A 21,077-nucleotide genomic window follows, 5' to 3' on the forward strand; every position below is an offset into this window, starting at 1 on the left:
CCGCTGGTAAGACGTCCGCAACGCAACCGAGGCGGCGCGGCGATCCTTCGCGTCGATGCACCGCCCGAGACAAGGGACGCGTGATGAGCGCCGCACAGGATTTCGTCGTCAAGGACCTTTCGCTCGCCGACTGGGGCCGCAAGGAACTCGACATCGCCGAAACCGAGATGCCGGGCCTGATGGCCTGCCGCGACGAGTTCGGCGCAGACCAGCCGCTGCGGGGCGCGCGCATCGCCGGCTCGCTCCACATGACGATCCAGACCGCCGTCCTGATCGAGACGCTGCAGGCGCTGGGCGCGACCGTGCGCTGGGCCTCGTGCAATATCTTCTCGACGCAGGACCATGCGGCCGCGGCGATCGCCGCCGGCGGCACCCCGGTCTTCGCGGTCAAGGGCGAGTCGCTCGAGGAATACTGGGACTACACGGACCGCCTGTTCCAGTGGCCGGACGGCGAGCCCGCCAACATGATCCTCGACGACGGCGGCGACGCCACGATGTACATCCTCACCGGCGCGCGGGCCGAGGCGGGCGAGGACGTCCTGTCCCACCCCACCAGCGAGGAGGAGGAGATCTTCGTCGCGCAGATCAAGAAGCGCATGGCGCAGACGCCGGGCTTCTTCGCCCGCCAGCGCGATGCCATCCGCGGCGTCACCGAGGAGACGACCACCGGCGTCAACCGCCTCTACCAGCTGCAGAAGAAGGGGCTCCTCCCCTTCCCCGCGATCAACGTCAACGACTCGGTCACGAAGTCGAAGTTCGACAACAAGTACGGCTGCAAGGAGTCGCTCGTCGACGGCATCCGCCGCGCGACCGACGTCATGATGGCCGGCAAGGTGGCGGTGGTCTGCGGCTACGGCGATGTCGGCAAGGGCTCGGCCGCCTCGCTTCAGGGCGCGGGCGCCCGCGTGAAGGTGACCGAGGTCGACCCGATCTGCGCGCTGCAGGCGGCGATGGACGGGTTCGAGGTCGTGACGCTCGAGGACGCGGCGCCCACGGCCGACATCATCATCACGACCACCGGCAACAAGGACGTCGTGACGCTCGACACGATGCGCACCGTCAAGGACATGTGCATCGTCGGCAATATCGGCCACTTCGACAACGAGATTCAGGTGGCGGCCCTGCGCAACCTCACCTGGACCAACATCAAGCCCCAGGTCGACATGGTCACCTTCCCCGACGGCAAGCGCATGCTGCTGCTCTCGGAAGGCCGACTCCTCAACCTCGGCAACGCCACCGGCCATCCGAGCTTCGTGATGAGCGCCTCCTTCACGAACCAGACGCTGGCGCAGATCGAGCTCTTCACCAAGGGCGAGCAGTACGAGAACAAGGTCTACGTGCTGCCCAAGCACCTCGACGAGAAGGTCGCGCGCCTCCATCTCGACCGGCTGGGCGCCCGCCTGTCGACGCTGAGCCAGGACCAGGCGTCCTATATCGGCGTGACGCCGCAGGGACCCTTCAAGTCGGACCACTACCGCTACTAAAACGTGTAAAGGGCGCACGAGCGCCCTTCTAGGATGCGAGACCCCGAAAGCGCCGTTGGCAACCCCCACGGCGCTTTTTCTTTTTTCCCTACTGTGCCGTTCGCGCGCTTTGCGCGGAGTTATCCACCGTTTAAATTCCCGAGCGTCACGACCCGTTGGGGAACGGATCGCGGCGCTGGGGACAACTGTCTTTCCTCGAAAGGCGGCGGAGAAGGACGGGGATGACACAAGGCGAAGCAAGGCTAGGCCCGGACCGGGGGGTCCGGCCTAACCTCTATTTCTGGTTGCAACCCGTTGCCTGGGCTGCGCTTCTGTGCACGTGGCCGGTCGCGGCCCACGCGCAGGAGGCGGATGGCGGCCTCGCGCCGGAAACGGTTCTCAATCTGGCCCTCGTCAGCCTGACCATCGGCGCCGCGATGATCGCCGCCGTGTGGCTGATCCGCCAGCAGTCCGCCACCGCGGCGGAGAATCGGCGTCTCGCCCTGGCGCTGGCGGACGCGGCCGACGAATCCGACCGCCGCGCCACGCTCCTCACGCAGGACGGTCAACGCCTCCTGGTCTTCAGCGGCGTCGGCGTGCCCGACGTCATGGGCGCGCTGCCGCGTCCCCTGGGCGTCCCCGCCGAGCCGGCAGCCTTCCTGCGCCTTGGGGAATGGATGGACCCCACGGAGGCGGCCGCGCTCCAGCGCGACATCGACACGCTGCGCGCCCGGGCCGAAGGCTTCCGGCGCGAGATCGAGGCGCCGGGCGGCCAAGCCATGGAGATCGTGGGCCGCACCGTGGGCGGGCTCGCCACGGTGCGCTTCGCGCCGCTGGAGGGCCTGCGCGAGGAGATCGCCGAGGCGCGCATCGCGCTGGAACGTGCCAACGGCATGATCGAAACGGTGCAGGCGCTCTTCGACGCGGCGCCCCTGCCCATGTGGGTGCGCGGCGCCGACGGGCTCCTTGTCTGGGTCAACAGCGCCTATGCCGCCGCCGTCGACGCGCCGGGCGTGTCCGATGCGGTGGCGCGACAGATCGAGTTCTTCAACGAGCGCGAGCGCCAGCAGATCGCCGCGCGCCTCAAGACCGCCGGGCGCTTCGAGGGCCAGATCAGCGCCGTGGTCGCCTCCGACCGGCGCAACTTCCAGGTCGTGGACGCCAGCGGTGCCTTCGGCTCGGCGGGCCTGGCCGTCGACGTGTCGGAGACCGAGACGGTCCGCATGGAGCTGCGCGAGACCGTTCGCTCCCATGCCGAGACGCTCGATCACCTGACGACCGCCATCGCTCGCTTCGACGAGCGCACGCTCCTGATCTACCACAACAGCGCCTTCGCCAAGCTCTTCGGCCTGTCGGCCGGCTTCCTCGAGGCCGGGCCGGACCATGTCGCCATCATCGACCACCTGCGCTCGCGCGGCGTCCTGCCGGAAGACCGCCCGCTCAGCCAGGTGAAGGCCGACATCCTGCGCGCCCATCGCGCGACCGAGCCGACCGACGGCCTCTGGCACCTGTCGGACGGGCGGACGCTGCGCGTCTTCACGAGCCCGGAGCCGCGCGGCGGCGCGACCTGGGTCTTCGAGGACCTGACCGAGAAGCTTCAGCTGGAGTCGCGCCTCAACGCGCTCGTGCGCCTTCAGGGCGAGACGCTGGACTACCTGCGCGAGGGCGTCGCCGTGTTCGGCCAGGACGGCCGGCTGCGCCTGTGGAACCCGGTCTTCGCCTCGGTCTGGGGTCTGGAGCCGGACTTCCTCCAGGCCAAGCCCCATATCCGCGCCTTCGCGGCGAGCGCCGCCGTCTCGGTGCGCCCGACCGGCGAGGGCGGCGCGGACTGGTCGGCCTTCACCCGCGCCGTCACCGCGTTCGACGAGACGGGCCGCGAGGCGGTCAGCGGCGAGATCGAGCTGACCGACGGGCGCATCCACTTCTACGGCATCGTGCCCCTGCCCAACGGGCAGACCATGCTGACCTTCACCGACATCTCCGACGCGCGCGCCGCCGAGCGCATGCTGCGCGAGCGCAACGAGGCGCTGGAGCACGCCGCGCGCCTGAAGAGCGACTTCGTCCAGCACGTAAACTACGAGTTGCGCTCGCCGCTCACCAACATCATCGGCTTCTCGGCCTTGCTGCGCTCGCCCGACGCCGGTCCGCTCAACGCCAAGCAGAGCGAGTATCTCGACTATATCGGCACCTCGACGACGACGCTTCTCGCCATTGTCAACGACATCCTCGATCTGGCCACGATCGATGCCGGCATCATGGATCTGGATCTGACCGACGTCGACATCGCGCGCACGGTGGAGCACGCCGCCGAGGCCGTGGGCGAGCGCCTGCGCGACGGCGACCTGCGGCTCTCGGTGGATGTGGCGGGCGCGGGCACGACCTTCCGCGCCGACGGGCATCGCATCACGCAGATCCTCTTCAACCTCCTGTCCAACGCCGCCAACTTCGCGCCGGCCGGATCGCTGGTGGGCGTGCGCGCCTGGCGCGAGAAGGGCGACGTCGTCTTCGCCGTCAGCGACGAGGGCCCCGGCATCGCGCCGGACGCCGTCGCCAAGCTGTTCGAGCGCTTCGAATCCGACCCGGCGGGCGGCCGCCAGTCGGGCGCCGGGCTGGGCCTGTCGATCGTCAAGAGCTTCGTCGAACTGCATGGCGGGCGCGTCGAGGTCGGCACCGGTCCGCGCGGTCGCGGCACGACTGTGACCTGCCGCTTCCCGGCCGCTCCCGACAGGAACGAACGGGACCTCGCGGCGGAATGAGCGGCATTCCCGATCGGTCGGGACCGGACGCGACGTGGGACGTTCCGCTGGCGGACGAAGAGGCCACGCGGCGTCTCGCGGCCGACCTTGCGCTTGCCGCGCGCCCGGGCGACCTCCTGGCGCTGCAGGGGGATCTCGGCGCCGGCAAGTCGACGCTCGCCCGCGCCTTCCTGCGGGCGCTCGCGCGCGATCCGGAACTCGAGGTCCCCTCGCCGACCTACACGCTGGTCCAGCTCTACGACACGCAGCCGCCAGCCGCCCATGCCGACCTCTACCGCCTCGGCGACGAGGCGGAGATCGAGGAACTGGGGCTCGTGGAGGTGCTGGAGGACGGCATTCTTCTCGTGGAGTGGCCGGAGCGCGCGCCAAGCTTCACGCGACACCCGGGCCTGCGTATCCGGTTGCGTGACGCGGCGGGCGGCGGGCGCGTCGCGCATATCGAGTCCGGGCACGCGTCCGCGGCCACGCGTTTCGGCCGGACGCTCGCCGCCCGTCGTTTTCTCGAGGAAGCCGGCCATGGACGCGCCTGGCGCGCGCCGCTCGGCGGCGACGCCTCGGCGCGCGGCTACGAGACGGTGACCGTCGAGGCCGGCGCGGCCCCCCTGATCCTCATGGACTCGCCCGACCTCGTTCCCGGCCCGCCCGTGCGCGGCGGCCGGCCCTACGCGGCGATCGCCCATCTCGCGCAGACGCTCGCGCCCTTCGTCGCCATCGCCGGGACCCTGCGCGACCACGGCCTCCTGGTTCCGGACGTTCTCCATGCCGATACGCGCGCCGGCTTCGCCCTCCTCTCCGATCTCGGCCGCGACGGCGTTCTCGACGCCGGCGGCCGTCCGATCCCGGAGCGCTACGAGGCCACCGTCGACGCCCTCGCCCATCTCCACGCGCAGCCCTTCGCCGAGACCGTCGCGGGGCCGGACGGCCCCTACCGCATCCCGCCCTTCGACCGCGACGCCATGGCGATCGAGATCTCGCTGCTCCTCGACTGGTACTGGCCGGACCGGTACGGCCAGCCCGCCTCGCCCGACGACCGGGCAGCGTTCGACGCCGCCTGGGCACCGCTCCTCGACCTCGCCGAGGACGCCGAGCATCACCTTCTCCTGCGCGACGTTCATTCGCCCAACCTGCTCTGGCAGCCGGGAGAGGAAGGCATCCGACGCATCGCGCTGCTCGATTTCCAGGACGCGATGATCGGGCCGACCGCCTACGACGTCGCCTCGCTCGCGCAGGACGCGCGCGTCACCGTCGAGCCCGAGCTGGAGGCGCGCCTCATCGCGCGCTACTGCGCCGCCCGGCGCCGGCACGATCCCGCCTTCGACGCCTTCCGCTTCGAGGCGGCCTATGCGGTGATGTCGGCGCAGCGGCTGACGAAGATTCTCGGCATCTTCGTCCGGCTTCACGCGCGCGACGGCAAACCGCAATACCGTCGTCACATTCCCCGTCTCAAACAGTATCTGAAGCGCACCCTTCCCCATCCGGCGCTGGCACCACTGGCCGAGCTCTACGGCCGCTGGCGCCTGCTGGACGAGGACGGCGCACCATCATAGCCTTGCCGACGCCATGAACCGACCGACAGCCGCCATCCGCATGCCCCGCTCCGCCGCCAAGCCCCGCACCGCGATGATCCTCGCGGCGGGCCTCGGCAAGCGCATGCGCCCCATCACCTCCACCATCCCCAAGCCCCTCGTCGAGGTGCGCGGCAAGGCGTTGATCGACTACGGGCTCGACGCGCTCGCCCGCAACGGCGTCGAGCGCGTGGTGGTCAACGTCCACTACATGGCCGAGCTCATGCGCGCCCACCTGCGCAAGCGCCGCGACATGGAGGTCGTCGTCTCCGACGAGACCGACAGGCTCCTCGAGTCGGGCGGCGGCATCGTGCGCGCCCGCCCGCTACTCGGCGACGACCCGTTCTACCTCCTCAACGCCGACACGTTCTGGATCGACGGCTACCGGGACAATCTCGACCTCGTCGCCGACCTCTGGGACCCCGCGAAGTCCGACATCACCCTCCTCATCGCCGAGATGCGGCAGGCCACCGGATACGAGGGACGCGGGGACTTCACCATGGACAAGGAAGGGCGCCTGCGCCGCGTCGCCGAGCGCGACATGAGCCCCTTCATCTATGCGGGCGCCGGCATCCTGAACCCCGCCGTCTTCGACGGCCTGCCGGAGGAAACCTTCTCCCTCAACCGCGTCTTCGACACCGCGATCGCGGCCGACCGCCTCTACGGCGTGCGCCTCGACGGCCTGTGGATCACCGTCGGAACCCCCGCCGCCGTGCGCGAGGCCAACGACGCCTTCCTCGCCAGCACGGGACGCGTCCAGTACGCCTGAGGGGCGCGCATCCGGGTCATGGCGCGGCTACCGCCCCGACCCCGTCCGGGAATGGCTTCCCGGACCCTTCCTTTCTTTCGATGATCGATCCCAAACCTCTTCAAGAGAAGGGGCTGCAGGGGAATCATTCCCGTCCCACGGACGGGCGAGACCCGTGGCTCGCACAGGCCGGGTCGAGGGTGGAGTCCCGTCTTGGCTCCAACACGCGACCCTCATGCGTTTGAACGCCCGTGCGGGCGCGGATAGGATGCGGCGATGCGCAGTCATGTCTTCTCGATCTCGCCGGGTCTTCCGTTCCTGCCGACCCTGGCGGAGGGCATTCTGGACGGGCGCTTCCTGCCGGGCCTGGATCTTCGGGGCGATCCGCTCAAGCTGGCGGACCTGACGGTTCTGGTGCCCACGCGCCGCGCGGCGCGGGCGCTGCAGGGCGAGTTCGCGCGGGCGCTGGGCGGGCGGGCCGCGATCCTGCCGAGCGTGCGTCCGCTCGGCGAGGCGGAAGATGCAGCGGCCTTCCTCGATCTCGGCCCCACGCCGCAGCTCGTGCCGGAGATGGCGGCGCTGGAGCGGCGGCTGCTTCTGGCGCGGCTGGTGCGGCTTTGGAAGACGACGCTGAACCGGCAGTCGCTGCGCATTCTGACGGGCGAGGAGCGCGTGCTGCCGGCCTCGGCAGCGGACGCGCTGTATCTCGCCAACGATCTGGCGGCCCTTCTCGACGAGGCGACGGACGACGAGGCGAGTCTGGCCGCCCTGCCGAACCTTGCGCCCGACCGGCTCGCGGAATGGTGGCAGCTGACGCTGACCTTCCTCGACATTCTCGCGCGGCAGTGGCCGGCGATCCTGGCGGAGCGGCGGCTGCAGGACAGGGCCGCGGCGCGCGTCGAATGGTTCCGGCGCGAGGCCGAGCGGCTGCGGCGGCACGGGTCGCGCGGCGGCGTGGTGGTGGCCGGCTCGACCGCGACGGCGCCCGCGACGCTCGATTTCTTTCGTGCGGTCGCGCGGCTCCCGAACGGCGCGCTGGTGCTGCCCGGCCTGGACTGCCATCTCGACGAGCCGAGCTTCCGCTGGATCGACCGCTCGCGCACGATCGCCGCGCCCGGCCATCCGCAGCACGGCCTTCGGCGGATCATGGAAGCTCTCCAGCTGGGGCGCGACGACGTACACCAGACCGCGCCAACGGAAGGGAGCGACCTTCTGGCGCGCGAGCGCTTCCTGTCGGAGGCGATGCGCCCGGCCGAGACCACCGACCTCTGGGCGAGCCGGGACCTGGCCGAGCTCGCCGGTCCCGCGCTGCGCGGCGTCGACCTGATCGAGGCGGCGGACGAGCGCGAGGAGGCGCTGGCGATCGCCGTGGCGATCCGCGACGCGCTGTCGGCGGAAGGCTCGACCGTGGCGCTGACGACGCCGGACCGCAACGTGGCGCGGCGCGTGGTCGCCGAACTCGAGCGCTTCGGCGTTCAGGCCAATGATTCGGCGGGCCGCCCGCTCGCCTGCACGCCGCCCGGAACGCTGGCGTCCCTGGCACTCGACGCGGCGCTGCGGCCGGGCGACCCGATCGTGCTGCTCTCGCTCCTCAAGCACCCGCTGGTGCGGCTGGGCCTTTCGCCCGCGCAGGCGCGCGAGGGCGCGCGCGCGATCGAGCTCCTGGCACTGCGCGGCGGCGTCGGCACGGCGGACGCACTATCGCTTCCCGAACTCGTACGATCGCGCATCCGCCGCTTCGAGCTGCCGCGCGAGGATCCGGACCGGCTGCGCGCCAGCCGCGCCGTCGATCTTCTGGGGCCCGAGGAGCGCGGCTACGCGACCGAGGTCGCCGACAAGCTGGCCGCAGCGCTCGGCCCCCTCCTCGTCCTGCGCGGCGACGGCGAGACCGAGGTCGCCGACTATGCCGAGGCGCTGCGCACCGCCTTGGAGGCGCTGGCGCGCGACGAGGAGGGCGAGCCCCGTCCGCTCTATGCGGAAGAGGCCGGCGCGGCGATGGCCGATTTCCTGCGCGAGATGGGCGCGGCGCCCGAGACGGGCTTCGCCTTCGTGCCGGAGGAGCTGCCGGATGTCGTGCGAGCCCTGATGGGCGAGGTGACCGTGCGCCCGCGCGGTGGCCTGTCGCGGCGCGTCTTCGTGTGGGGGGCGCTGGAGGCACGGCTTCAGAACGTCGACACGATGATCCTCGCCGGGCTCAACGAGGGAACATGGCCGCGCGCGGCGCGCTCGGACGCCTTCCTGTCGCGCGTCATGCGCGCCGAGATCGACCTCGACCCGCCGGAGCGGCGCATCGGCCTCGCGGCCCATGACATCTGGATGGCGATGGGCACGCCGCGCGTCATCCTCGCCCGCTCGGCTCGCGCGGGCGGCGCGCCCGCCATCGCGTCGCGTTGGCTGCAGCGCATCCTGACGCTCGCCGGACCGGGCGAGGAGGCCGCGATGCGCGAGCGCGGGCGGGTCTATCTCCATCACGCGCGCGTGGCCGAGGCCGATCTCTGCGGCCTACCCGAGACGGGCAAGGCCGGCCGGCCCGAACCGAAGCCCCCGGCCGAAGCGCGGCCGATCCGCTACTCGGTGACCGAGGTCGAGACGCTGGTGCGCGACCCCTACGCGGTCCATGCCCGGCGCGTCCTGCGCCTGGAGCCGCTGGAGCCGCTGATCCGCCAGCCCGGCGCGCCGGAGCGCGGCACGCTCTACCACGCGGTGCTCCACGAGTTCGTCTCGAAGGTGCGCGGCGACGACCCCCGCGCGGAAGGAAAGCTCCTGCAGATCGCCAGGGTGCTCTTCGATCGCGAGAAGCTACCGCCCGAGATCGAGGCCGTGTGGTGGCCTCGCATGGAGACCCTGGCGCACAACATGGTGGCTTGGGAGCGGACGCGCGCGCCCTTCGTCGAGGCACGCTTCACCGAGGTCGAGGGCGAAGTCACGTTTGCCGATCTTGGCGTGACGCTGCGCGGCTATGCCGACCGGATCGACCGGCTGCGCGGCGGCGCGATCGAGATCGTCGACTACAAGACGGGCACGCACCCTTCCGTGAAACAGGCGCGCACGCTGCTCGCCCCGCAGCTTCCGCTGGAGGGTGCGATGGCGAGGCTCGGCGGCTTCGAGGCGCTGGGCGACAAGCCCGGCGGCATCTCCGATCTCATCTACGTGCGCCTGCGCGAACGCGAGTTCCTGGAGGAACGGCTGGCGCATGGAGGCGGGCGCACCGGCGAGCCGCAGACGGGCGACGACCTCGCCGAGGGGGCGCTCGCCAGGTTCCGTGCCCTCGCCGCGATCTACAAGAACGCGGACAAGGGCTACCTGTCGCGCGCCCGGCCCTTCATGGCGGGCGACTTCTCGGGCCCCTACGACCACCTGGCGCGAGCCCGCGAATGGGGCGTGGCCGCGAGCGACGAAGGAGAGGACGCATGAGCCGCACCGTCTCGCGCGAGACCGAGCGGGCTCAGGCGCTCGCCTCCGACCCTTCGCGCTCGGTCTTCGTCTCGGCCAATGCCGGCTCCGGCAAGACGCATGTCCTCACCGAGCGTGTCGTGCGCCTGCTGCTCGCCGGGGCCGAGCCCTCCAAGATCCTGTGCCTCACCTACACCAAGGCGGCGGCCGCCGAGATGCAGACGCGCGTCTTTCGACGGCTCGCGGGCTGGACACGCCTTCCCGATGCCGCGCTCGCCGAGGAACTTGCCCGAATGGAGCCGAACCGGCCCGCCGCGCCGGAGCGGCTGGCCGAGGCGCGGCGCCTGTTTGCCCGCGCGCTGGAAACGCCGGGCGGCCTGAAGATCCAGACGATCCACGCCTTCTGCGAGGCGGTGCTGCACCAGTTCCCGCTGGAGGCCAACATCCCCGGCCATTTCGAGGTGCTGGACGAGACCGAGTCGGCGCTTCTCCTAGCGGAGGCGCGCCGCCTGCTCGTCACCGGCACGAGGCCCGGCTCTCCCGACCCCGAGGACGGCGCGCTGGCGCTCGCCTTTGCCGATGCGCTCGCCGCCGGCGGCGAGTGGGGGCTCGACGCGCTTCTCACCGAGATCGTCGCCAAGCGCGACCGCGTCCGCGGCTTCATCGAGGGAGCCGGCGGGCTGGAGGAGGCGATCGCGCTCACCGCGCGCTCGCTCGGCATCGACCCGGCCGCGACGGCGGAGACCGCGCTGGCGGCGGTGAACGATCCGCCGGGCTTCGACCGCGACTTCCGCCGCGCCTTGAGCCTTGCTGCGGGAGACAGCGACAAGGCGACCGATGCGACCCTTCTCGGCAAGCTCGCCGACTTCGAGAGCGCGGCGACGGCGCAAGGGCGTTTCGAGGCTCTGGGGGCCATCCTGCTCACGGCGGCGGGCGAGCGCCGCAAGCCGGGCTCGGTCGCGACCAAGGCGGTGGCAAGCCGCTTCCCGGACTTCGCGGAACGCCTTGCCGAGGCCGGCGACGCGCTGGACGCGCTCGCCGAGCGCCTCGCGACGCTCCGGCTCTTCTCGGCCAGCCGCGCGGCGCTGCGCATCGCCGAGCGGCTCGACGCCGACTACCAGGCGCTCAAGCGGCGGCGCGGGCGGCTCGACTTCGAGGACCTGATCGTTCGCACGGCCGATCTCCTTCTGCGCGGCGAGGCCGCGGCCTGGGTCCATTTCAAGCTCGACCAGGGCATCGACCACGTGCTGGTCGACGAGGCGCAGGACACGAGCCCGCGCCAGTGGCAGGTCGTGCGCCAGCTCGTGGAGGAGTTCTTCGGCGAGGCGCAGGCCCGGCCGAGGCCGCGCACGGTCTTTGCGGTCGGCGACGAGAAGCAGTCGATCTACTCGTTCCAGGGGGCCTCGCCGGCCATGTTCGCCGCCGAGCGGCGTAACCTGGAGGCGCTGGCGAAGAATGCGGGCCTGCCCTTCTCGCGCGTCGAGCTGCACCAGAGCTTCCGCTCCGTGCCGGCGGTTCTCGACGCGGTGGACCGCGTCTTCTCCGGGGAAAGCGACCGGCGCGGCCTGTCGAGCGGCAACGAGCGGCCCGTCCACGTCTCGGCACGCGCGAGCGACCCCGGCCTCATCGAGGTCTGGCCGAGCCTCGTGCCGGCAGCCGTGGTGGCGAGCGACGACTGGCTCGACCCGATCGACCACCAGCCCGCCTCCGCCCCGCCGAGCCGCCTCGCGCGGCGCATCGCCGAGACGATCCGGCGCTGGATCGGCCAGCCGGTGCGCGTGCGCGGCGAGACGCGCCCGATCACGGCGGGCGACGTCATCGTCCTCGTGAGGAAGCGCTCCGGCTTCGTCGCGGCCATGGGCGCGGCGCTGCGCGATGCCGGGCTGCCGGTGGCGGGCGCCGACCGCCTCGTCATCACCGACCATATCGCCGTGCAGGACCTCATGGCGCTCGGCCGCACGGTCTCCAACGCCGAGGACGAGCTGTCGCTCGCCGCGGTCTTGAAGAGCCCGCTCTTCGGCTTCTCCGACGACGACCTGATGGCGCTCGCCCTTTCGCGCGACCAGAAGCGCCCCGAATCGCTCTACTTCGCCCTGCGCCGCCTCGCGCGCCCGCGCGGCGTGGCGCTCGTGCCCCCCTTCGTGCCGGAGGGCGAACGCGCCCGCTTCCTGAAACTCTGCAAGGCGAGCTTCGATCGCCTGGAGGAACTGCGCCGGCGCTCCGGCTTCGACACCGTGTTCCCGTTCTTCGCGCGCATCCTCGGGCCGGAGGGGGGACGCGCCGCGCTGGTCGTGCGCCTCGGCTCGGAGGCCGGCACGGTGGTGGACGCCTTTCTCGACCTCGCGCTGGCCGAGGAAGAGGCCGGCCGCGGCGGGTTGGACGCGTTTCTCGCCGATCTCGAAGCCTCGCCGCCCGAGATCAAGCGCGAGATGGACCACGGGCGCGGCGAGGTGCGCATCATGACCGCGCACGCCTCGAAAGGCCTTGAGGCACCGGTGGTCTTCCTGGTGGATCCAGGCTCCGCGCCGTTCAGCCGAGCGCACGGCGCCCGGCTCATGGAGTGGGCCGACATGCCCGGCCGCCCGTCGGGCGCAGCGCCCGGCTTCCTCTGGTGCCCGGAGAAGGGTGCTCGCAACGCGGTGGTCGAGCGGCTGCAGGACATCGAGCGCGAGGCGGCCGAGGACGAGTACCGCCGCCTCCTCTATGTGGGCCTGACGCGCGCGGCCGACCGGCTGGTCGTCTGCGGCATCGCGGGCCAGCGCGGTCCGGACGAGGCGTCGTGGGCAATGCGCGTGCGCGCGGCGCTGGGCGGCGACGGCGCGCGCGAGATCCGCGATCCCGAGACGGGCGAGCTGCTCGCGCTGCGCATCGGTGAGGAGCCCGACGAGCGGATCGACGCCCCGGCGCTCGCGCCCGAGCCGGTGGCGCCCGTACGTGAAGTGAACATGACGAAGCTCGATCCCGAGCCCCTGCCCCCACGCCCCCTGACACCCTCCACGGCGGGCGGGGCGAGCCGCCTCGAGATCGTGGCGGACGCCGATCCGGCGCTTCCCGGCTCGAACGGGCGGCTGGCCCTGGAGCGCGGCCGCCTCATGCATCGCCTTCTCCAGGTTCTGCCCGAACTGCCGCACGAGGAACGGCGACCGGCCGCCCGCACATACATGGAGCGCGTCGGCGCGGCGTTCGCGAACGAGGAGCGCGAGGCCATGCTGGCGGCCGTCGAGGCGGTGCTCGACGATCCGGTCCATGCCGAACTCTTCTCGGACGGGAGCCGGGCGGAGGTGACGGTCGCGGGCGAGATCGAGCTCGGCGGCGTTCTCTACGCCGTGAACGGAGCGATCGACCGGCTGGCGGTCGGGCCGGACTTCGTCCACATCCTCGACTACAAGACGAACGCACCGTTTCCCAAATCGCTCGCCGAGGTCCCGGACGCCATGTGCCTGCAGCTCGCGCTCTACCGCGAGCTGGTGCGCCCGCTCTTCCCGGCCCTGGAGATCAGGACCTCGTTGCTCTTCACCGAGGGACCGCTCCTCATGCCGGTACCGGCCGAGGCGCTGGACGAGGCGCTGGCCGCCCGGGCGGCACGGGCGCAGGCCGCCGCCCACGCCGCTTGAACCAGGGCCCGGCCCCATCTACCTATGCGCGGACGCGGAACGAGAGACTCGCAAGAATTCTCGTTCCCGCCCCCGCACGTGGCCCCTCGCAAGCAGCGTCGAGGCCCTATCCCAGGAGCCGAGCATGGCCACCAAGACCATCGACAGCAGCAACTTCCAGTCCGACGTCCTTCAGTCCGCCAAGCCCGTGGTGGTCGACTTCTGGGCGGAGTGGTGCGGTCCCTGCAAGATGATCGCCCCGAGCCTCGAGGAGATCGCCGCCGAGAACCAGGCGATCGACGTGGTGAAGGTGAACATCGACGAGAACCCGGATTTGGCCGCCCAGTTCGGCGTGCGCTCGATCCCGACCCTCATGCTCTTCAAGAACGGCGAGCAGGCGAGCGTCCAGGTCGGCGCCGCGCCCAAGAGCAAGCTGTTGGCCTGGATCAACTCCAACACCGCCGCCTGATCGCTTCCCGCGCAGATTGACGAGAGGGCTCGCCGGTTCACGACCGGCGGGCCCTTTTCGCGTCAGCGGGGCGCCAGATCGCTGTCGCGCAGCACTTCGCCGGCAAGATAGAGCGAGCCGCAGACAAGGACGCGCGGCGCGGCGTCGCCCGTCCGCCCGCCCGCCGCCACACGCGACAGGGCTTCCGCCACGCCGGCCGCGGGCGAGGCCCGCAGACCCGCCTCGCGGGCGGCGCCCGCCAGCACCTCGGGCGCCAGTGCGGCATCGCTCGTCGGGATCGGCACGCATTGCACGTCGCGCGCCATGCCCTGGAAATGGCGGAAGAAGCCGACCGGCTCCTTGGTCGAGAGCATGCCGCAGACGAGATGGAGCGGGCGCGGCGTGCGGTCCTCCATCTCGGCCAGCGCCTCGGCGATCACCGCGCCCGCGCCGGGATTGTGGCCCCCGTCGAGCCAGAGCTCCGACCCCGGCGGCAGCGCCTCGAAGAGCGGACCCGTCGTGATGCGCTGCAGGCGGCCCGGCCACTGCGCGCCGGTCAGCCCGCGCGCGATCGCGGCCGAGCCCGCCTTGAAGCCAGCCGCGCGCAGCGCCGCGATCGCGGTCGCCGCGTTGCCGATCTGGTGACGGCCCGGAAGGCGCGGCAGGGCGAGGTCGAGAAGCCCCGCCTCGTCCTGGTAGATCAGCCGTCCGCGCTCGGCATAGGCGAGGAAATCCTCGCCGTAGACCTTCACGGCCGCGCGTGTGCGCGCCGCCTTGTCGCGGAGGACGTCGAGCGCGGCGCCGTCCGTCTGCGGGCCGATCACCACCGGCGATCCCGGCTTGAAGATCCCCGCCTTCTCGGCGGCGATGAGTTCGACACGGTCGCCGAGATAGGGCTGGTGGTCGAGCGATATGGCGGTGACGACGGTCGCGGCCGGATGGTCGACGACGTTGGTCGCGTCGAGACGTCCGCCAAGGCCTACCTCGATCAGCGCGGCGTCGGCCGGATGCTCCGCGAAGAGAAGGAAGGCGACGGCCGAGAGCACCTCGAAGACCGTGACCGGCTCCCCGCCGTTCGCCTCGCGCGCCCGGCGGATCGCGTCCGCCAGCACCGCGTCGTCGACCAGCCGTCCGGGCTCGCCCCGACGCCCCAGCCGGTAGCGCTCGTGCCAGCGCACGAGATGGGGCGAGGTGTGGACATGCGCCGCCAGTCCCTCGGCCTCGAGGATGGCGCGCATGAAGCTGACGGTGGAGCCCTTGCCGTTGGTGCCGGCGACGTGGATCACCGGGGGCAGGCGCGTCTGGGGATCGCCGAGCGAGGCGAGAAGCCGCCGGATGCGCTCCAGCCCGAGGTCGAAGCCCTTCGGGTGGCGCTCCATGAGGCCGGCGATCTCGCGCTCGGCTTCGCCCGTGTCCACGCGCGGAAGGGAGGAGGTCAATGCGGTCAGGCCGGCTCTGGCTGCGCGGCAGGCTCGGGCGCGGCAGCGGCGGCCGGTTGGGGCGCCAGCTCGGCGGCGGGCGCCTTGGTCAGCACCGACAGGAGCCTCGCGATCGTCGATTTCAGTTCATGACGGTGGACCACCATGTCCACCATGCCGTGCTCCATCAGGTATTCGGAGCGCTGGAAGCCTTCCGGCAGCTTCTCGCGGATGGTCTGCTCGATGACGCGCGCGCCCGCGAAGCCGATCACCGCGCCGGGTTCGGCGATATGGACGTCGCCGAGCATGGCGTAGGAGGCGGTCACGCCGCCGGTGGTCGGGTTCGTGAGGACGACGATGTAGGGGAGGCCCGCATCCTTCACCATCTCGACCGCGACCGTGGTGCGCGGCAGCTGCATGAGCGACAGGATGCCCTCCTGCATGCGCGCCCCGCCCGAGCCCGCGAAGAGCACGAGCGGGCGACGGCGGTCCACCGCCGTCTCGGCCGCCGTCACGATCGCCTCGCCTGCCGCCATGCCGAGCGAGCCGCCCATGAAGGCGAAGTCCTGGACCGCCGCCACGATGGGCAGGCCCTCGAGCGCGCCGGCCGCGACCAGCACCGAATCCTCGAGTCCCGTCTTGGCCTTATAGTCCTTGAGCCGGTCCACGTAGCGTTTGGAGTCGCGGAACTTCAGCGGATCGAGCGGCACCTTCTCCAGCGCGATCTCCTCGAAGACGCCGCCGTCGAAGAAGTGGGTCAGCCGGTCCCGTGCCCCGATCTTCATGTGGAAGTTCGAGGTCGGGATGACGTACTGGTTCGCCTCCAGATCCTTGTGGAAGATCATCTCGCCGGTCTCGGGACACTTGATCCAAAGGTTCTCGGGCACCTCGCGCGGCTGTTGGCCGAGCAGCGAGGAGATCTTCGGGCGGACGTAGTTGGTGATCCAGTTCATGCGGTTCTCCGAGCGGAGGCCGGCGCGTGGGCCGGAGCGTTCAAGATGAGATGAGGGCGGGTTCAGGCCGCCGCAAGGTTCCGGCCGCGCGTGCCCTCGGCCAGCGAGCGCACCAGCGCGGTGACGGCATCGACCACGGCCTGCGTTCCATGCGGCGCCGCCTCCTCGATGGCCTGCACGATGGCCGAGCCCACCACGACGCCGTCCGCCTGCCGCGCGATCGCCCCGGCCTGGTCGGCGGTGCGCACACCGAATCCGACGCAGACCGGCAGGTCGGTATGGCCCTTGATGCGCTGAACGGCGCGGCCGACCGCGCCGGCGTCGGGCGCGGCGGTGCCGGTGATGCCGTTGATCGAGACGTAGTAGACGAAGCCCGACGTGTTCTTGAGAACGGCCGGCAGCCGCCGGTCGTCGGTGGTGGGGGTGGCGAGGCGCACGAAGTTCAGCCCGCCCTCCAGCGCCGGCAGGCAGAGCTCGTCGTCCATCTCGGGCGGCAGGTCGACGACGATCAGCCCGTCGACGCCGCTCGCCTTCGCGTCGCGCACGAAGCGATCGACGCCGTAGATGTAGATCGGGTTGAAGTAGCCCATGAGGATCACGGGCGTCGCCGCGTCGCCTTCGCGGAAGAGGCGCACCGTCTCCAGCGTGCGCGCCAGCGTCTCGCCGGCTCCCAGCGCCCGAAGCCCCGCGCGCTGGATGGCGGGTCCATCCGCCATCGGGTCGGAAAAGGGCATGCCGAGCTCGATCAGGTCGGCGCCCGCCGCCGGCAGGGCGCGCATCACGGCAAGCGCCGTGTCCCGGTCCGGGTCGCCCGCCATCACGAAGGTGACGAGCGCGGGGCGCTTCTCGGCCTTCAGTTCGGCGAAACGCGTCTCGATGCGGGTGGTCATGCTCGGGTCCTTCGGTGCGGAACGGGATCGGCGATACAGCGCGCGGGGCGGCGCCTCAAGCGCCCGGCCCCATGCGCGTCGCCCTAGATGTCCATTCCCATGCGGGCGGCGATCGTGTTCACGTCCTTGTCGCCCCGGCCCGACAGGCAGAGGACGATGCGCTGGTCGCGCCGCATCGTGGGCGCGATCTTGGCGATCTGGGCGAGGCCGTGAGCCGACTCCAGGGCGGGAATGATGCCCTCGAGCCGCGTGCAGAGCTGGAAGGCGTCCAGCGCCTCCTGGTCGGTGATCGGCACGTAGGAGACGCGGCCCGTGTCGCGCAGGTAGGCGTGCTCGGGACCGACGCCGGGATAGTCGAGGCCGGCCGAGATGGAATGGCCCTCGAGGATCTGTCCCGCCTCGTCCTGCAGGAGATAGGTGCGGTTGCCGTGAAGCACGCCGGGCCGCCCGCCGCTCATCGAGGCAGCATGGCCGTTCTCGACGTCGATGCCGTGGCCGCCGGCCTCGGCGCCGTAGATCGCGACGTCGGGATCGTCCAGGAAGGCGCGGAACATGCCGATCGCGTTGGAGCCGCCGCCCACGCAGGCGACCACCGCGTCCGGCAAGGCGCCGACCGTGTCCAGCATCTGCTGGCGCGTCTCGTCGCCGATCACCTGCTGGAAGTCGCGCACCATGGCGGGATAGGGGTGCGGACCGGCGGCCGTGCCGATCAGGTAGTAGGTGTCCTCGACGTTCGAGACCCAGTCGCGCAGCGCCTCGTTCATCGCGTCCTTGAGCGTGCCGGCGCCCGCCGTCACGGCGCGCACCTCGGCGCCGAGCAGCTTCATGCGCACGACGTTGGGCTTCTGGCGCTCGACGTCGGTCGCGCCCATGAAGACGACGCAGGGCATGCCGAAGCGCGCGCAGACGGTGGCGGTGGCGACGCCGTGCTGGCCCGCGCCCGTCTCGGCGATGATGCGCCGCTTGCCCATGCGGCGGGCGAGCAGGATCTGGCCGAGGCAGTTGTTGATCTTGTGCGAGCCGGTGTGGTTCAGCTCCTCGCGCTTGAACCAGACCTCGGCGCCGCCGAAGTGCTCGGTGAGGCGCTCGGCGTGATAGAGCGGGCTCGGCCGGCCGGTATAGTGCGTCTGGAGGCTGCCGAGCTCGGCCTTGAAGGCCTCGTCGGTCTTGGCCGCCTTGTAGGCCGCCTCGAGGTCGAGGATCAGCGGCATCAAGGTTTCGGCCACGAAGCGCCCGCCGAAGAGGCCGAAGCGACCGTCGTCGTCGGGGCCGAGCTTGAAGGAGTTCGGGGTCGCGATCGAGTTCATGCCGAATGCCGCTGGCTGGTGTGGTCGGTGGTCCGGGCCGCCCCGTCGAGGGCGTCGAACAGCTGGTGGATCAGGCCTTCGTCCTTGACCCCCGGGGCGCGCTCGACGCCCGAGGAGAGATCGAGGGCAAAGGGGCGCACGCGCCGGACGGCCTCCGCGACGTTGGCCGGGGTGACGCCGCCCGAGAGCGTGAAGTCGCGCGTCGGCAGGTCGTCGAGAAGGCGCCAGTCGAAGCTCACGCCGTTCCCGCCGGGAAGCTGCGAGCCCTTGGGGCGCTTGGCGTCGATCAGTATGCGGTGGGCGACCGGCTCGTAGCGCTCGAAGGCGTCGAGGTCGGCGGGCTCGGCGACCGAGATCGCCTTCATCACGTTGAGGCCGGTCAGCGCCGCGACCTCGGCGACACGCGCGACGCTCTCGCGCCCGTGGAGTTGGAGAACGTCGGGGCGCACGCGCTCGGCGACGCGCTCGAGGAGGTCGTCGTCCGGGTCCACCAGAACGACCGTCACCAGCGCCCGGCCGCCCGCATGGGCGCGCAGTCGCATCATGTCCGCGATCTCGAGGTGGCGCGGGCTGGGAGGAAAATGAACGAAGCCGATCTCGTTGCCGCCTCGCGAGAGGACGACGTCGACGTGCCGGGCTTCCTTAAGTCCGCAGATCTTGACGTGCGGTCGGTTCACGGGATCTCGAAATCCGCTAAGAGGGTCAGGGCCTTATCGCGCCGGAGGGCGGCCCGTGTAAAGCGCGCCGACCCCGATGCGTTGCATGGAAACGGCCTGTCCTTACCCGAAATCGATCGCGTGCAACGAACCGCCGCGGCGGCGCAGCCAGTCGCGCCCTGCCTCCGTCTCGGGACATAGCTCGCGGCAGAGCGCCCAGAAGGCCGGGGCGTGGTTCATCTCCCGAAGATGCGCCATCTCGTGCGCGACGAGGTAGCGCAGCACGGGGGGCGGCGCCATGACGATGCGCCAGGAGAAGCTGAGCCGGCGTTCCGCCGAGCAAGAGCCCCAGCGGCTGCGCGTGTCCTTGAGCGACAGGGCGCTCGGCCGCAGCCCGAGGATCGGCACCAGCCGGTCGACCTCGGCCTGCAGGTCGCGCCGCGCCTCGCGCTTCAGCGTGTCCGCGACGCGGCGGCCGATCCCGTCCCGCTCGCCCCCGACAAGGAGACGCCCCTCGCCCGCCTCGACGCGCGCCGCGCGGCGTCCCGGCTCGTGCACGACGAGAAGCTCGCCGCCGCGAAACGGCAAGATCGCGCCGTCCTCCACTCTCACGGCACCAGGATGCACCTCGAGCCGCCCGGCGACCCAGGCGCGGTGCCGGTCGAGAAAGCCGAGCACCGTCGCCGCGCGCGTGCGCGGCGGAACCGTCACGCGCAGCTCGCCCGACGGCGACAGACGCAGGACGAGGCGCCGCGCCCCGGCATGTTCGCGCACGCGCAGCGGCAGAGCGCGGCCCTCGATCTCGAAGAACTCGGGCAGCGGCTGGGGGGCGGAGCGGCGGAGAAAGGCGGGAAGCGCGGGCATGTGCCCGCTCTTCTAGCGCGCGGGCCTTGCCGGTTTCCATACGGACACGAAAAAGGCCGCCCCGTCGCCGGGGCGGCCCATGTTCACGGATCGAGACTGACGCCCTAGCGGGCGGTGACGATCTCGGCGTCCTCGGCGCCGGCGCGGCGGCCGCGCTGGCTCATGAAGCGGTCGAACTCCTCCTGGTCCTTGGCGCGGCGAAGCTCGCGCGCATAGGACTCGAACTCGGCGCTCGCCTCGTTCAGGCGACGGCGCTCCGCGTCGAGGCGCTTCAGCTCGGCCTCGCGCCAGTCGTCGAAGGCGACGTTTCCGGTGCGGCCGAAGCCGGCCGGAATGTTGGCGCCCGAGCCGCGGAAGGTGGCCGCGACGCGGTCGGTCATGCGGCCGACGTCACCGCGGAAGGCCTCGAGCCGGTCGCCCCAGAGGATGTAGGCGAGGACGGCGAGGCCAAGCGGCCAATAGGCCATGAAGCCGAGCACCATCAAAGCGATGGTGGCAGGGGTCCAGGCGGGGCGAATCAGGGCTTGCGATCTCATCGAACGGCGTTCCAGTGCGAAAGGCCCATGGGTAGCGGGCGACGATCCCGCTTCCTCAGATGGTGGGCCTCAAAACGCGCTTCAACGCCTCGCCGCTTCGCGCCGTTCACGATTCGGCAAGGCTCACGCGAACGGGCCGGCGGGAACGTCAGGTTCCGGTGCGGTTCTCGGCCTCGCGCTCGGCATCCGCAAAGCGCGGCTCCGGCAGGATAGCCTCCATGCCCTCCCCGCCCGACGGCGCCGAAAGGGTCGCCGCCGTTTCGCCGAGATGGGCCGGGTCGCCGTCGGGCTCGGTCCCGTGCAGCGCGGTGGTGGCCTCCAACGCGGCGGTGCCGGGCCGATGCTGCTCCGTCTCCGCTGGAGCTACAGGCAGGCGAACCGGGTTGTCGGGCAGGGCGGCGGCGGCCGTGAAGGCGGTTCCCGCGCCCAGCACCTCGCCGTCCGGCAGATCGGCGGCGGCCGGCGCCTCGACCGGCGGGACGGCGGG

15 protein-coding genes are annotated in these 21,077 nt (G+C 71.4%); 7 read left to right on the forward strand and 8 right to left on the reverse strand.

What is annotated here, in order from left to right; genetic code table 11:
* The first annotated feature begins 83 nt into the window (after nt 1-83).
* The 7 genes from ahcY (at nt 84) to trxA (ending at nt 13,987) form a co-directional block, all read left to right on the forward strand.
* Complete coding sequence (gene ahcY, locus AUL35_RS10960; protein WP_062014716.1) at nt 84-1,484, forward strand: adenosylhomocysteinase; 1,401 nt, start codon at nt 84-86, stop codon at nt 1,482-1,484.
* Nucleotides 1,485-1,705: 221 nt separating this feature from the next.
* Entirely contained in the window at nt 1,706-4,219 is a 2,514-nt protein-coding gene (locus AUL35_RS10965) for a PAS domain-containing sensor histidine kinase (RefSeq protein ID WP_082666265.1), read from the forward strand.
* On the forward strand, nt 4,216-5,766 hold the full coding sequence (tsaE, locus tag AUL35_RS10970; protein ID WP_062014719.1) for a tRNA (adenosine(37)-N6)-threonylcarbamoyltransferase complex ATPase subunit type 1 TsaE: 1,551 nt from the start codon (nt 4,216-4,218) through the stop codon (nt 5,764-5,766). Before AUL35_RS10965 ends, tsaE begins: the two co-directional genes overlap by 4 nt.
* Before the next feature lie 13 nt (nt 5,767-5,779).
* On the forward strand, nt 5,780-6,553 hold the full coding sequence (locus AUL35_RS10975) for a nucleotidyltransferase family protein (protein ID WP_244493740.1): 774 nt from the start codon (nt 5,780-5,782) through the stop codon (nt 6,551-6,553).
* Between the two features lie 255 nt (nt 6,554-6,808).
* Nucleotides 6,809-9,946: a double-strand break repair protein AddB gene (addB, locus tag AUL35_RS10980; protein WP_062014721.1), complete on the forward strand. Its 3,138-nt coding sequence runs from the start codon at nt 6,809-6,811 to the stop codon at nt 9,944-9,946.
* Nucleotides 9,943-13,539 carry a double-strand break repair helicase AddA gene (gene addA, locus AUL35_RS10985; RefSeq protein ID WP_062014723.1) on the forward strand — a complete coding sequence of 1,199 codons (3,597 nt, stop codon included), beginning with the start codon at nt 9,943-9,945 and terminating at the stop codon, nt 13,537-13,539. Before addB ends, addA begins: the two co-directional genes overlap by 4 nt.
* Before the next feature lie 124 nt (nt 13,540-13,663).
* A complete protein-coding gene (gene trxA / locus AUL35_RS10990; RefSeq protein WP_062014724.1) occupies nt 13,664-13,987 on the forward strand; it encodes a thioredoxin in 324 nt (107 codons plus the stop codon).
* 62 nt (nt 13,988-14,049) lie between these two features.
* On the opposite strand, the gene AUL35_RS10995 is transcribed toward trxA, so the two are convergent.
* The 8 genes from AUL35_RS10995 to AUL35_RS22575 form a co-directional block, all read right to left on the reverse strand.
* A complete protein-coding gene (locus AUL35_RS10995) occupies nt 14,050-15,345 on the reverse strand; it encodes a folylpolyglutamate synthase/dihydrofolate synthase family protein (RefSeq protein ID WP_062014749.1) in 1,296 nt (431 codons plus the stop codon).
* Nucleotides 15,346-15,410: 65 nt separating this feature from the next.
* Nucleotides 15,411-16,337 carry an acetyl-CoA carboxylase, carboxyltransferase subunit beta gene (accD, locus tag AUL35_RS11000; RefSeq protein WP_062014726.1) on the reverse strand — a complete coding sequence of 309 codons (927 nt, stop codon included), beginning with the start codon at nt 16,335-16,337 and terminating at the stop codon, nt 15,411-15,413.
* A 62-nt stretch (nt 16,338-16,399) separates the two neighbouring features.
* The gene (gene trpA / locus AUL35_RS11005) at nt 16,400-17,227 is read right to left on the reverse strand and encodes a tryptophan synthase subunit alpha (RefSeq protein ID WP_062014728.1); all 828 of its coding nucleotides are present in this window, start codon (nt 17,225-17,227) and stop codon (nt 16,400-16,402) included.
* 83 nt (nt 17,228-17,310) lie between these two features.
* Nucleotides 17,311-18,534 (reverse strand): tryptophan synthase subunit beta, encoded by a 1,224-nt coding sequence (gene trpB / locus AUL35_RS11010; protein ID WP_062014729.1) that lies wholly within the window; start codon nt 18,532-18,534, stop codon nt 17,311-17,313.
* Complete coding sequence (locus AUL35_RS11015; RefSeq protein ID WP_062014731.1) at nt 18,531-19,211, reverse strand: phosphoribosylanthranilate isomerase; 681 nt, start codon at nt 19,209-19,211, stop codon at nt 18,531-18,533. The genes trpB and AUL35_RS11015 overlap by 4 nt, the downstream gene beginning before the upstream one ends.
* Before the next feature lie 102 nt (nt 19,212-19,313).
* Complete coding sequence (locus tag AUL35_RS11020; RefSeq protein ID WP_062014733.1) at nt 19,314-20,054, reverse strand: M48 family metallopeptidase; 741 nt, start codon at nt 20,052-20,054, stop codon at nt 19,314-19,316.
* Between the two features lie 104 nt (nt 20,055-20,158).
* Nucleotides 20,159-20,590: a DUF2852 domain-containing protein gene (locus AUL35_RS11025; RefSeq protein ID WP_062014735.1), complete on the reverse strand. Its 432-nt coding sequence runs from the start codon at nt 20,588-20,590 to the stop codon at nt 20,159-20,161.
* 148 nt (nt 20,591-20,738) lie between these two features.
* On the reverse strand, nt 20,739-21,077 hold a 339-nt coding region (locus AUL35_RS22575; protein ID WP_202814273.1), incomplete at its 5' end, for a hypothetical protein.

This window comes from Aureimonas sp. AU4, from assembly GCF_001463765.1.
Lineage (GTDB): Bacteria > Pseudomonadota > Alphaproteobacteria > Rhizobiales > Rhizobiaceae > Aureimonas.